The following is a 13,861-nucleotide window of genomic DNA, read 5'->3' as shown; positions in this document are numbered from 1 at the left end:
TGTGCGAAAAGGAGAAGCCTCATGTTCGAAGTCGATTACGCGAAGACAGCCGTATCCGATCTGTACGGCTGTGATTGTTTCACCGAGCCGGAGATGGCCCGTTTCCTTTCGGAAACAACGATCAGGCAACTGAAGGAAGTCCAACGGGGACGCGGGGAACTCACTCCGGAGCTGGCCGACCATGTGGCCGGCGCGATGAAGGAATGGGCCCTGAAGAAAGGCGCCACCCACTACTGCCATTGGTTCCAGCCGTTGACGGGTCTCACGGCGGAGAAGCATGACAGTTTCATCACCCCGACCCGCTCGGGCAAAGTGCTCCTGGAATTTTCCGGAAAAGAGTTGATCCGAGGGGAAAGCGACGCTTCATCGTTCCCCAACGGCGGGCTTCGCACCACCTTTGAGGCGAGAGGATACACCGCCTGGGACACTTCCTCACCGGCGTTCATCAAGGAAACCGGAGGGCAACGGATCCTGTACATCCCGACGGCGTTCTTTTCGTACAACGGTGAAGCATTGGACAAGAAGGTACCGCTCCTCCGTTCCACCGCGGCGCTGGAGAAACAGACACTCAGGGTATTGGGCCTGTTGGGAAAACCAGCCAAACGGGTGACGGTCAACATCGGCCCTGAACAGGAATACTTTCTGGTGAACAAGGATTCCTATGACCAACGTCCCGACCTGAGGCTGACCGGACGGACGGTGCTTGGCTCATTCGCCGCGAAAGGCCAGGAACTGGACGACCATTATTACGGGCAGATCAACGACAAAGTGGGCAATTTCATGGCGGAACTGGACCACGTCCTTTGGAAACTTGGCATTTCCAGCAAGACACAGCACATGGAAGCCGCTCCCAACCAGTTTGAGATCGCCGTGGTGTACGACGCCGCCAACATCGCAACCGATCACAACCAAGTGTTGATGGAAGTGCTGCAAAGCGTGGCGCTCCGCCACGGAATGGTGGCGTTGCTTCATGAAAAACCGTTTTCCGGCGTCAATGGATCGGGCAAGCATGACAATTGGTCCCTGTCCACCGACGATGGGACCAACCTGCTCTCTCCCGGTTCCAAATCGGAAGAGAACATCCTGTTCCTGCTGATGATCACCTCCTTTCTCAAGGCGGTGGACGAATATGCCCCGTTGATCCGCGCTGGCGCGGCCACGGCGGGCAATGATTTCCGTCTGGGCGGTTTGGAAGCGCCGCCTGCGGTGATCAGCGTGTTCCTCGGCCAGCAACTGACCGATATTCTGGAGGGAATCGCCGAAGGCAAACCCTGCAAACAGCAGGATGGACAGTGCGTCAAGCTGGGTATCCCGATGATTCCTCAATTTCCCAAGGATCTCACCGACCGGAACCGCACCAGTCCGATGGCGTTCACCGGCAACAAGTTTGAATTCCGGATGGTCGGTTCCTCCCAGTCGATGAGCAGTCCGAACATCTTCATCAACACCGCCATGGCTGACGTGCTCCAGGAGGTTGCCGATCGTCTGGAGAAGGCTGAAGACAAACTGGCGGAAAGCCATGCCATCATCAGGGACTTCTACCGCGCCCACAAGCGAATCATCTTCAATGGCAACGGATATGGACCGGAATGGGCCAAGGAAGCGGCCAGAAGAGGATTGCCGGAACGCAAAGACACGGTCAGCGCGCTTCCGGAAATGGTCAGCGAAACCTCCATCGCGCTGTTTGAACGGCAAAAGGTATTCACCCGAGAAGAGGTCGTCTCCCGCGAGGAACTGTATCTGGACACGTTCAGCAAACAGGTGAACATTGAAGCATCCGTCATGCTGGAAATGATACGGAAATCAATCATCCCGGCCGTCACCAAGGATATCCGCCAGAGCGCCGTCAGTCTGTCAGCGCAGAAAGCACAGGGTTTGGATGTGACCGCGCAGATGGCGCTGCTGAAACAGAAGAACGAACTGTTGGAACGGGCCATCACCCAAGGTGAGCGGTTGCACATCGGTATCGCGAAAGCCCAAGTGCGGAAGGATGATCCCCTCGCCCAGGCTACAGCGTTCCGTGACGAGGTACGCCCCCGTATGGAAGCGCTTCGTGGTACGGTGGACGCGTTGGAGAACATCACGGACAAACAGCTTTGGCCGTATCCCGGATACGATGATCTCCTGTTCAGGCTTTGAGAATTACGCCTTGGTACGGACCGAGGACCAGCTTTCCCCTCACCCAGGTCGGCATTGATGAGGTGGAAAGCATTATGGTATGGGCGTCGGTACGCACCTCGCTGTGGCGGGAGCGGAAGTTCAGCAGAATGATCCGTTTTTCCTCACCGAGCTGACGGCAGTAGGCAAGAACGCCATGCCGGCCGCTGTCCAGAAAGTGGATCGTGCCAGCCTGCAGCACGGAATCCTCGTTGCGAAGCGCAATCAGACGCCTGTACAACGAAAACAAGGAATCCGCATCCGTTTCCCCATGGGCGACGGACGATGCGGCATTCCCCCAGGGAAGCCATGGCGTTCCCGTGGTGAAGCCATGTCCTTCCTGATCCGTCCAAACCATTGGCCGCCAGGAAACGGTGGGAACCTTTCCTTCCTTTGTTTCCTTGGCTTTGGAGCAAAGTCCGATCTCCTGGCCGTAATACAACAACGGCATCCCTTTCTGGGTAAGCAGGAACATCGCAGCGATGCGCGCCCTGCCATCCTTCCCTTTCCATCGGTCAACGATCCTGCCGTCCTTTCCTGACTCCATTCGCCACGCGGGCCAGCCGTTCTCACCGACGGCCTGGTACCACCGCTGTGCGCACCATCTCCACGCAGAAGCTCGGAACGGAAGACGCATCAAGGCATCATCAAACGTGATGTCCAGCTGGTCTCCCACGTAGGAAGCGGCGATTTCCGGTTCTCCCGCCTTCTCCTGCAGGATGTCGCCTGCCATCAAGCGATTGTCACATTCCCCCACCATGGCATGCAACCGTCTGAGTTCCCGATGGGATTCCGGTCGGTTACGGTCAAAGACGTGCAATTGCCGTTCATACGACCGTGGATGCAACAACATCGACAGAGAGGGGTTGTCACGGAATGTCTCGTCCTTGATGATGGTGTTCACATCATGGAACTCCAGACCATCAACACCCTTCTCCAGCCAGAATCGACACTGGTCGTACATGGCTTTGACCACATGCTCGTCTCTCCAGTTGAGATCCGGCAGATTTTCCCCGTACGTGTGGACAAATGCCGCGTTGCGGGAAGAATCCCATGTCAACGCGCCATCTGATTTGATCGTCACCCAGTTGCACGTGGTGTCCGTCCAGAGATAGAAATCCTGGTATGGATTGGAAGATCCGCCCTTCCTGCTTTCCAGAAACCACGCATGGCGCGCGCTTGTATGCCCGATCGGCATTTCCAGCACTACGTTGATAGAAAGACGATGTGCTTCGGCGATCAAGGCATCAACATCACTCATCGAACCGAGCACAGGATCTACGGCACGATAATCCATCACTTCTTCGCCCAAGAAATCATTTGCAAAGAAAATGGAAGCAATCCACAAGCATCCTACACCGAGTTTCTTCAGGTAGGGAAGCCGCATGATGATGCCAGGTATGTCGCCAATTCCGTTACCGTTCGTATCCTGAAAACTTCTCGGAAAGATTTCATAGGATACGCATCGTTGCCACCATCGTTCTTGATCCATCATCAGTACTATACCTCAGATGAGACGGAAAGGTAATGGTGAAAGCGTACCAGTTGATACAGAATATTTATTCTACAATGGGTACTTGCAAACGAGTGGTGAAAAACTCAATCTGAATGCTTGATTTCAAGAAAATCATCACGAAATCGGAGTATTTGGGCGTGGGTCAATCCCAAATCGAGCAGAACCTTGACCTTTTCCAGCTTTTCCGACGGTGGATTCATCACGAAAGAGAACAGGTCGATGAACCCGCCGATGTATTCCCTCTTGAAACTCGAGTGCGCCATGAAGAACCTTTTCAGGAGAAAGTGTATCCTGTTCACCCGTTCCGGAGGATTGTCCCGGTCATCCAGTTTCTTGATCTCCCTCGCATCGTAGGACATGCTGGTGAGACCAAGGCCGGAAACAAGCGTCTTGTGGGCGTTTTCCTTGTCGTGGATGAGCACGGAACCATTCTCGATATGGTCCTTGAAAGCCGACCACGTCTTTCCCTGTGACGGCTTCCCTTTGCCCTCCAGGACGCAGAACACATGCTCGTTGTCGCAGGCGACGCCGATGCATATCTGGTTGACGGAAAGGCCCCGGAGCTTCTTCCCGTCTTTCCAGACGGTTTCCTCTGACCTTACGGGATAGAAGGTCTCGTCCAGAACCACATCACCCTTCAGCTTGATGCCCTTCTGGTACTCCCCGACGAGGAGGAACACCTTCTCGAGCCAGTATTTCGATGTGGTGAAAGCATTCTTGTTGTTCCAGGAGTCGGCGGTAAGGCTGACGAACGAGAACAGGTTGTAGAGGAACTCAATCCATTCGCTGATGGGAATCTTGTGCGAGTCGAAGATCGTCCCCGTCAGCACCGTGAACCTGCGGCCGCAGGAACGGCAACGATAGACTTGGACACCGCTTGCGTTGTGACCGAAACGGATGAAATCCTTGGACCCGCAGTAACTGCAGCGTTCCGGCTTCCGGCTGTTCAACAGCGACGATTCCATGTCCTCACCCAACGTCTGGTGATGAATCCGGTAGTGTTCCTGATGATGGTCCCTGATGTATTCCTCTGTGGGAGTCAGGTCCGTCATCCCGTCCCAGGGAGTCGCCTTCCTGGACTTCATGTGATTATGCTTCTTCAAGGTGGTGGCCTCTATTGAGCGTTTCCTTGGCAAAACGTATTGGGCCACCACGCTCGCTACATCTTGCCTTGGAAACTCTCGCATCACATTATACGGGTTTCTCACCGATTGTCACCACTCGTTTGCAATCACCCATTTTTATTCTATTTTTTACAATATTGTTCTTATATTTTATTTAAAGCTTTCTTATATTGTTATTATATGTTTATTAATTGTTCTTACATCTCTTTAGACAATTAAAAATAGGAAAGAGATAATCTCTTCCCTATTTTTATATTACTTTAATATAATTTTAATATTTTACTTAATGGGAAATAATATTCTTTTCATGCTTCATCAGCATGCTTTTTATAGAATTCCTTTAATGCGAAACGAATACCTGCCGCCCATCCTAACCCCATATCGGAGAACATTTCTTCCAATTCCGATTTGAAGGATGGTTCTATGGAGAAGGTGGTGAGGATTTTGTTCTCCTTTCGGGAAAACAATTGTTTCGCTTTTTGCCCACTGATACTTTCTGTCGCTGCAGCTTCTTCCGCTTCAATGTTTCGTTTCAACGCCATATGCTCTCCCCCTATCTCCAAATTGCTGAATCCAACGCTTTGATCGCTTCCACCGTCTTTGGCTTCAAACCTTTTCCATGGGACTTGAAGAGTTGCGGTGGCATCGATGCTTCCTGCGCCTTTCGGAACAGTGGATCGACTGGAATTTTGTATACCGTATACGTGCCTTTGCAGGCAGCGTCATAAATATCTCTATGTTGACGGATTCGTTCGTCAAATGAGTTGATGACGATCCGTGAATGCTTGACGTTTGAACGAAGATTCTTTTTGAAACGGTTCAGTTCATTGATGAATATTTCCAAACCATCCAGACTGAACACTTCCGGAGTCATTGGTGTGATGACCTCATCTACCGCGATCAAAGCAGAACGCTCGAGCCTTCCTAATCCAGGGGAGAGATCCAGAATGATATGTTCATATGTTTTCTGTAATTCCGTAATCAAATCCTGAAGAACATATGGTTCCTCGGCTAATTTCGTTTCCGAATAGTTCTTCAACGAACCCCCAATTCCAAATGTGGGCAGAATAAACAAATGCGGAATGATTGCAAGAGGTACGATAGCCTCTTGGGCAAAACATTTGCCTTGTATTACATCCGCAAGTTCATATTTGGGCGCATCCTTCAAAAACCAAGAAGATGCGTTTCCCTTGGGGGTCGACATCAATCAACAGCGTCTCAAACCCATCCAGAGCTGACTGGCAGGCTAATGTTCCAGAGATGGTTGTTTTCCCTACTCCACCTTTTTGGAGGTGAAACGCGATTGATTTGCTCATTTCAAAACACCTATTGCTTTATAGTATAACTCCAGAGACCATTTCACTACAAGTATTATTTTCAAATTGAGTGTTTTCGTCTTAGTCTACGTTGATTACATATCGTTGTTATGTTGTATTACATGTATATGTAATAGTTTTACTATCTATATTATTTGTTACTATATTATTTCAATATTGATTCAATATTGATTCAATATTCCTTTGTATTCTTCACGAAGAGAAACCATCATACTTCACCTTTCTGTATTTCTCACTTTTGGTGTATTGTACGGGAACACCAACATCCTGACTCATTATGTTGGTATATATATTGTTTCAATATCTTTCTAATATTGTACCTATTTTTAATTAATTTGTTACAATTCCTTATTACAATTAATTTGATATTGTTTACATATTGTATTCATAATTAAATACTTATTTTCTTCTGTTATTTTATATACCAATGATTCACAGCACGATCCAAATGAAAACACGTTCCCCAATTTGCATGAACCATCACCCCAACCAAAGCAGCAACATTACTCAACCCTGGTGGAAATATGTATTACATAATATCATGTAATAATGTATACACTTTTATCATTAAAAAATTACAATGACAAGATATGCCGACCATCACTTTGCTTCACTCCCTACGCTTCATATCTTTTGCTTCTTTTGTTCCCGTTGTTTTCGCTCTCCGAACACGAATAAGATTCATTTCCTGAATGTGAGGTCTTGGCACTCCAATACCCCATGCCTTGGTGAGATACACCAAGGCTCATCAGAGTGAACACGTTTCATCGTTCCACGCTACGCGCAGCGCTGTTCAATGTCCCATGTGTTCTTCGCATGGAAATACATTGAAACCGAAGTAAAAAGCAATGGGATCCATATTTATAATTATATAATACTTATATCACAAATATAAATTATATACAAAACCGAAACAGGTTACAGTATCAATAAAATATGAGTATTACTACCATTCTATAGGATTATGCATGCAATCCCGTAGCAAATATCCGCTGTCTTTTACGATCCGTTTCTGTGTCGGATAATCTACGTAGACGATTCCAAAGCGTTGGGAATACCCATACGACCATTCAAAATTGTCCATGAATGACCATACGAAATATCCTTGCAATGGAATGTGCTCCTCGATGGCGAGGTGACACATTTCCAGATGTCGTTTCAGATAATCACACCGCTTCACGTCATGCACCCTGCCATCCTCAGACGGCCCTGTCGCGTAGGAGGCTCCATTTTCCGTGATGTACAGAGGTACTCCTGGAGCCTTTTTCGCAAAATACCGGAGGATATGAAGCAAACCATACGGGGTGACCGGCCATCCAATGTCCGTGACTTCCTGCCAGCTGGGAGCGACGGTGAACAAATACGGCGCGTTCTCGTCATACGAGATGACATGTTCGCTGTAGTAATTGATGCCAAGGAAATCAACCGGCTGGCTGATCACCTCCATATCCCCGTCCTGTACCGGAAAATGCATGCCGAAATGATCGCTGAGCACCTTGGGATAGGTTCCTGTGGTCAATGGATCCAAGAACAGGTCGGTCTGTGTCACCATCTCCATCCACGCGGCGATTCCATCCTGTTCGGAAGAGGTCGCGGGACGGGTGACCGCGGGGTTCAGCGTGATGCCGATCGGACTCTTCAGTCCGGTCTCCCGATACGCTTTCACCGCCAGGCCATGCGCCAGGAGCAAGATGTGCGCAGCGGTGGGATACCCGTGGACTTTCTTGCCAGGAGCATGCACGCCGATCTCATATCCAAGATACGCTGCGCACCATGGCTCGTTCAATGTAATCCAGCCATCAACCAGGTCCCCGAACGACTGGAAGCACACCTGGGCGTACCGCTGGAACGCGTACGCCGTCTCCCTGTTCAGCCAGCCACCGTTGTCCTCCAGGCTCTGGGGAAGATCCCAGTGATACAACGTCACATACGCCTTCATATGGTGCTGGTGGATGCATTCCAATTCCTTCCGGTAATGCTCGATCCCCGCCTGGTTCACCTTGCCATACGAGATGATCCGCGGCCAGGAAAGGGAGAACCGGTACGCCTTGAACCCCAGGGAGGCCATCAAGGCGATGTCCTCCGGATACCGCTCATAGCCCTGGCACGCGACATCCCCGGTATCCCCGTTGAGGATCGTCCCAGGTTGTTTGCAGAAGGTGTCCCAGATGCTTGGTTCCTTCCCCTCACCATCGGGATATCCCTCAATCTGATAGCTTGCCGTCGCGCATCCCCACAAAAAATCCTCAGGCATTGGAAACGTCATATGTTCCTCCATTTGTTTGGATACATTACCATTCAACTCTTTTCATTATATAATGTTGTATGTTCTGTTACCGGTTCATTTTCCAGTACGCCCAGCTTGATAAGCAAAGCTTCCAAAGCAGGTGGATCCGTGTATCGCCACGTGAGGATCCCGAGCCGTGCGGCCGCGTCACAGTTCCGCTGGCTGTCGTCGGTGAACAACGTTTCTTCCGGACGGCTTCCTTCCCTGCGAAGTATTTCCTGGAAGAACCGGAGGTCCGGTTTTACCAGACGCAACCTGCAGGAAGTGTACCGCGTGTCAAATATCCGATAATCCCCGCGTTCCGTATGGATCTTCAGGTGGGCTGGTTCCGTATTGCTGGCAAGCACCACACGCACCCCTCGCGCCTTCGCCCTGATGATCAAACCACGGACCGCCTGGTCAATGACCGGATGGAAAAACATCCCCCACAGGGACCGTCCTTTGAGATCAGGAATGGGAATGCCACTGATACGGGAAAACTCTTTCCAATACGTCGCCTCGTCGATCTCCCGGCAACTCATGCGGTCAAGCAACGAGCCGCTGAGGACCGGGGCGATCGCGTCAAACGATGGATGGCTGTCCCCCAAGAACGAGAGGATTTCCCGTTCCATTTCCTTGTCTTGGTGAAGGGTCAGGACACCCCCCATATCAACCATCCATTCGCGGATCATGACGCCCATGGTATCACACTTCTCAATCAATGGCAAAATGACTACACTTGTTTCACAGCGAGGTTGTTTGGCATGAAGACGTTTTTCCCCAAGGATTACCAACCGGTGCTCGATCCGAAACAGACGGAACGGGCGATCAAATTCGTCAAGGACACGTTCGAGCGTGAACTGTCCGGAGAGCTGAGGCTCTCACGGGTCACCAGCCCGCTGTTCGTCCCCAGCAATTCCGGCATCAATGACGATCTGAACGGTGTGGAGCGTCCGGTACGGTTCGCTGTGGGGAACATGGGGGACAAACAGATGGAGATCGTCCAGAGCCTCGCGAAATGGAAACGCATGGAACTGGCTGATCTTCATTTCCAGCCAAACACGGGAATCTACACCGACATGAACGCCATCCGGCCGGATGACGACATCGACGCGATCCACTCGATTTACGTGGACCAATGGGATTGGGAACGGGTGATGGATGGTTCCCAAAGAAATATCACATTTCTCAAGGAAATTGTCAGAAGAATTTATCAAGCGATCAAGCGTACGGAATTCTTGGTAAGTGAAAATTATCCCGTCTGTTTCCCCACGCTTCCGGAAGAGATCACGTTCATCCATACGGAAGACGCGCTGAAGGAATATCCCAACCTCACGCCGCAGCAACGGGAACACAAGCTTGCACAGGAATATGGTGCCATTTTCTTGATGGGAATCGGAGCGAAACTCTCTGATGGCAAGGAACACGGAGGACGCGCTCCGGATTATGATGATTGGTCAACCCCCACGGATGACGGGTACGTCGGGTTGAACGGTGATATCATCGTCTGGGATACGGTACGTCGTGATTCTCTGGAGCTCTCTTCCATGGGAATCCGTGTTGACCAACAAGCACTGCTTCGCCAACTCGCTTTGAAAGGCTGTGAGGAACGCCAGCATCTCTATTGGCACAAACGACTTCTTCGTGGAGATTTCCCACAAACCATCGGGGGCGGAATCGGACAGAGCAGAGTTTGCATGCTGCTTCTGCACAAAGCGCATATCGGGGAAGTACAGGCTTCCGTATGGCCGGATGCATTGTACGCCGCGGCAGATCAACAAGGTGTGAGGTTGTATTGATGAAACTGTACAGTTGGAATGTCAACGGCCTCAGGGCCGTACGGAAGAAAGGATTTGACGCATATCTCGCCCAAAGCGGCGCCGACGTGTTCTGCATCCAGGAAACAAAACTCCAGGTCGATCAATTGGACATGCTGGACGCATCCTATCATCCGTATTTCCATGACGCGGAGAAAAAAGGCTATTCCGGCACCGCGATTCTCTCCCGAAGCGTCCCGTTGTCCGTCAGCTATGGTATTGGCCATCCACTGGACAATGAAGGAAGGACCGTCACCTGCGAGTATCCGGATTTCTACGTGGTATGCTGCTATACGCCCAACAGCCAACGGGAACTTACCCGTTTGTCCCTGCGCATGGAGTGGGACGCTGCGTTCCGCGGATATGTCTCTCAACTTGACCAACAAAAACCTGTCTTGATCTGTGGGGACCTGAACGTCGCCCACCAGCCGATCGACATCAGGAATCCCAAGAGCAATGAAGGAAACGCGGGATACACCAACGAGGAACGGGAGAGTTTTTCCCGGTTGCTGGACGCGGGGTTCGTCGATTCATTCCGATACCTCCATCCCGATGCCGTCGACCAGTATTCCTGGTGGTCGTTCCGTCCTGGTGTACGCCAGCACAATATCGGTTGGAGGATCGACTACTGGTTGGTCAGCGATCGATACAAAGAACATATCAAGGAAAGCAGCATCGCTATGGATGTCATGGGTTCTGACCATGCACCTGTAATTCTCGTATTAGATTGATATTCCTAATAAGTTGGTTTGATTTACTTTCAGTATGAATATTATATTGGTTTTGTACCTATCATATTTTGATTTTATCATACCTCATACAACTTAGAGGTAATTCCCAATCTGAACCTGTCTGGTTGATCCGTGTATTCGACATCACTTCCCATTGATTCCGATATGAAAGCTTTCTGCCCGCAACAGAGGCAATTCCTTGTTTGCAATAGTCCATTCAGCGATGCGATTCGGAATCAGGCCTTCATCTGTTTCAACGAAAGGAAGTCCTACGCTTCGCTTGTGAGGATTATCGGAGAAGTTTTTGGATCTTTCGTAATCCGATCATACAAACTTCAGAACCTTTTCAGGGTACGGAACCGATGATCTGTCAGACCGCAGAATTGGTGATTCAGGTGATACTTCTGTTCCTGCCGTTTGGACACAATTCATCATTCCCTCGGCAAGTTATTTCTCCTTACGTAAGCATCTCATGTGAAACGATCTTGCAATGGCAATGAACGATGATGACGTTTTTTGGGTACGTAACGCTTCCTATGGCTATCTCCATCCCCTCCCCATATTTTCACCCCAGCGTGGGAGTTTGACGTTTCATTTCAGCCATTCGATTATCTTCGGCAGTCTACGGAAAAGATCTGATACCTTGGTGAAGACTGCATGCGGATACATCCCAGAATGTCTTCCACTCTTTTTGTTCCTTTCCACGAGATACTCATTCCTGTTGCGTTTTACCGGACCTCATCGAATCTGTTCCCCCCTGTGGGTAGAGGAACCATGAGGTATTTTCTGTTTTCGAAATTGATTCCCGTCCTTTTTCTGGCATTTGAGATATCAAACGAAATACCTGTTTGTCTACTCTTATAATATACCTTTATAGGTATTATATAAAGAACGTATCAACACAATTACAAAGATAACAGCGTAGACAACAGGAAAACAGAGCGTTGTTGGGGATAAAAAAGCTCCCGATGGTCAGGCACCGGGAGCGAATAAGCGAGATGGAAACGGAATCAGCTTTTTCCGTTGAGCAGGAATGATGGGATTTCCCCACGGTTCTCAAAAATCTTGCGTTGCTGGCAGTTGAGAATCTTCTTGCACATCCGTATGGACAGCGGCGTCACTTCAACCAACTCATCATCCTTGATGAACTGGATCGCCTGCTCCAACGTAGGACGTTGGATCGGGGTCAACGTGACGGCGTCATCATGCCCGGAGGCACGAAGGTTGGTCAGATGCTTTGTCCGTGTTGGATTAAGGTTCAAGTCAAGGTCACGGTTCCGCTCCCCGACCACTTCCCCTTCATACACGGGATCTCCCGGCAGAATGAACCATCTGCCACGATCCTCCAGCTCCCACATGCCGTACGGCACGGCAACTCCATCACGATCACAGACAAGGCTTCCATTGACCCGTTCCGGGAAATCCCCGCGGTACGGTCCATAGCCTTTGAAATAGCTGTACATGATCCCCAGTCCATGGGTATCCGTAAGGAACTCGTCATGATAGCCGATCAACCCACGGGTCGGAACGTCAAAGGTGATCTTCACCCTTCCTTTCCCGTTATAGGTGATGTCGCTCATCAACGCTTTCCGTTTGGACAGTTTGTCCATGACGATACCGGAGAACTCTTCCGGGCAGTCGATGGTCAGCGTCTCGATCGGCTCGGTCTTTTCTCCTTTCTCATTCTGATGGAACAGGACTTTCGGACGTCCGACACAGAGTTCGTATCCCTGCCTGCGCATCTGTTCCACGATGATGGCCAGCTGGAACTCACCCCGTCCTTTGACGGTGTAGGTTTCATCCTGGTTGTGTTCCACACGGATGGAAACGTTGCGGAGGGCTTCCCTGCGGAGATACTCGCCGATCTTCGCCACGGTGACGTTCTTTCCTTCCTTGCCTGCCAACGGACTGATGTTCTTGCAGAACAACATCGAAACCGTCGGTTCATCCACCTTGATGCGTGGCAACGCCTTCGGATAACTGGCGTTGCAGATCGTGTCTCCGATGTTGACGTTGTCAATGCCGGAAAGCACGATGATGTCTCCCGGTTCAACGTCCGTCGTCTCGTGGAATGTCGGTCCGTCATACGCCTGAAGCCGAGTGACACGCAATGGTTCCCGCGCTCCGCTCTCCACCATGCAGACCAAGGGATCATTGGTATTCGCGCTGCCGTTGATCACTTTGCCAATGGCAAGTCTCCCCAAAAAGTCATTGTAGGAGAGATCGGACACCAACATCTGGAACGGTTCCTGGTCGTCATAGGATGGCGCGGGAATATAGGAAAGGATGGAATCGAACAGCAACTTCATGTTGTCTTCCAGTTTATCCGGTTCCAGCCCGCATTTCCCCGCTTTTCCGATGGCATAGAACACCGGAGCGTCCAGCAGTTTCTCATCGTTGGAGAGCTCCAAGAGCAGGTCGTATACGGCATCCAGCGTCTGTTTCGGCTGCGCGTCCGGACGATCGACCTTATTGATGACGATGATCGGAGGCAGGTGCTTTTCCAGCGCCTTCTCCAGGACGAATCTCGTCTGGGGGAGCGGGCCTTCCGCGGCGTCGACCAACAGGACGACACCATCCACCATGGATAATCCTCGCTCCACCTCCCCGCCGAAATCGGCATGTCCCGGAGTGTCGATGATGTTGATCTTCACCCCTTTGTAATGGATGGCGCAGTTTTTCGCGTTGATGGTGATGCCACGCTCCCGCTCAATATCGCCACTGTCCATGATCCGTTCCTCTCCGGTTTTGGAGATGATGCCGCTCTGGCGGAACAGCGCGTCAACCAACGTGGTTTTGCCGTGGTCGACGTGGGCGATGATGGCGATGTTTCGAATCTTTTCATTTTGTTTGATCATAGGTAATTCCAACCGAGCCATGGTAGCACAGTTGGGGGATTTGGGGAATGGGTAC

Annotated in this window: 9 protein-coding genes and 1 pseudogene; 3 read left to right on the top strand and 7 right to left on the bottom strand. The window is 50.6% G+C overall.

Translation table 11 applies throughout. The features are described 5' to 3' along the window. Positions 1-21: 21 nt before the first annotated feature. Positions 22-2,139, top strand: coding sequence for a glutamine synthetase III (locus LKE28_07860; GenBank protein MCH3908142.1), 2,118 nt, complete (start codon positions 22-24; stop codon positions 2,137-2,139). Here the strand turns inward: LKE28_07860 and LKE28_07855 are convergent. The 6 genes and pseudogenes from LKE28_07855 to LKE28_07830 all read right to left on the bottom strand — a co-directional run bounded on the left by LKE28_07855 (position 2,129) and on the right by LKE28_07830 (position 9,092). Continuing rightward, positions 2,129-3,544, bottom strand: a complete 1,416-nt coding sequence (locus LKE28_07855) for an alpha-amylase family glycosyl hydrolase (GenBank protein MCH3908141.1) — start codon at positions 3,542-3,544, stop codon at positions 2,129-2,131. The genes LKE28_07860 and LKE28_07855 overlap by 11 nt on opposite strands. Positions 3,545-3,756: 212 nt before the next feature. Beyond that, positions 3,757-4,758: a hypothetical protein gene (locus tag LKE28_07850; GenBank protein MCH3908140.1), complete on the bottom strand. Its 1,002-nt coding sequence runs from the start codon at positions 4,756-4,758 to the stop codon at positions 3,757-3,759. A 344-nt stretch (positions 4,759-5,102) separates the two neighbouring features. Next, positions 5,103-5,339: a hypothetical protein gene (locus LKE28_07845; GenBank protein ID MCH3908139.1), complete on the bottom strand. Its 237-nt coding sequence runs from the start codon at positions 5,337-5,339 to the stop codon at positions 5,103-5,105. Positions 5,340-5,350: 11 nt separating this feature from the next. Then, positions 5,351-6,086 (bottom strand): annotated as a pseudogene (locus LKE28_07840) (ParA family protein). A gap of 994 nt (positions 6,087-7,080) precedes the next feature. Beyond that, complete coding sequence (locus LKE28_07835) at positions 7,081-8,400, bottom strand: GH1 family beta-glucosidase (protein ID MCH3908138.1); 1,320 nt, start codon at positions 8,398-8,400, stop codon at positions 7,081-7,083. A 32-nt stretch (positions 8,401-8,432) separates the two neighbouring features. Further along, positions 8,433-9,092: an HAD-IA family hydrolase gene (locus LKE28_07830; protein ID MCH3908137.1), complete on the bottom strand. Its 660-nt coding sequence runs from the start codon at positions 9,090-9,092 to the stop codon at positions 8,433-8,435. Positions 9,093-9,164: 72 nt separating this feature from the next. Between LKE28_07830 and asnA the strand changes: the two genes are divergently transcribed. Beyond that, positions 9,165-10,199 carry an aspartate--ammonia ligase gene (gene asnA / locus LKE28_07825; protein MCH3908136.1) on the top strand — a complete coding sequence of 345 codons (1,035 nt, stop codon included), beginning with the start codon at positions 9,165-9,167 and terminating at the stop codon, positions 10,197-10,199. Beyond that, positions 10,199-10,948, top strand: a complete 750-nt coding sequence (locus LKE28_07820; protein ID MCH3908135.1) for an exodeoxyribonuclease III — start codon at positions 10,199-10,201, stop codon at positions 10,946-10,948. Before asnA ends, LKE28_07820 begins: the two co-directional genes overlap by 1 nt. A 1,010-nt stretch (positions 10,949-11,958) precedes the next feature. Here the strand turns inward: LKE28_07820 and typA are convergent. Next, positions 11,959-13,806, bottom strand: coding sequence for a translational GTPase TypA (gene typA / locus LKE28_07815; protein MCH3908134.1), 1,848 nt, complete (start codon positions 13,804-13,806; stop codon positions 11,959-11,961). Between the last annotated feature and the right edge of the window lie 55 nt (positions 13,807-13,861).

The organism is Sphaerochaeta sp. (genome assembly GCA_022482495.1).
Classification (GTDB): domain Bacteria; phylum Spirochaetota; class Spirochaetia; order Sphaerochaetales; family Sphaerochaetaceae; genus RUG023.
Note: the sequence above shows the minus strand (reverse complement) of the source record. Positions and strands in the feature narration are given on the sequence as shown.